At 66.2% G+C, this 231-nt stretch carries 1 pseudogene; it reads right to left on the bottom strand.

From position 1 onward, the window contains the following. Positions 1-231, bottom strand: a pseudogene (locus tag NVV99_RS26990) (D-beta-D-heptose 1-phosphate adenosyltransferase); the annotation flags it as partial.

The raw sequence follows: 231 nt of genomic DNA, 5'->3' as shown, positions 1-231 counted from the left end.
TCCGTGTTCGATGAGTTGCCGACGGTCGGTGTCGTCGAGAGCGGTGTCGGTGACCAGAACGTCGATCGGTTCGAGCGACGCGAAGCTCAGCAGATTGCGCCGACCGACCTTCGACGCATCGGCGACCACGACGACCCGGTCGGCGGTGCGCACCATCGCGCGATTGACCGCGGCCTGATCGGCGTCGGGGTTGGACAGGCCGTGGTCGATGCTCAGCGCGTTGGTACCGAT

This window comes from Rhodococcus sp. PAE-6, assembly GCF_025290685.1.
Taxonomy (GTDB): Bacteria; Actinomycetota; Actinomycetes; order Mycobacteriales; family Mycobacteriaceae; genus Rhodococcus; species Rhodococcus pyridinivorans.
Note: the sequence above shows the minus strand (reverse complement) of the source record. Positions and strands in the feature narration are given on the sequence as shown.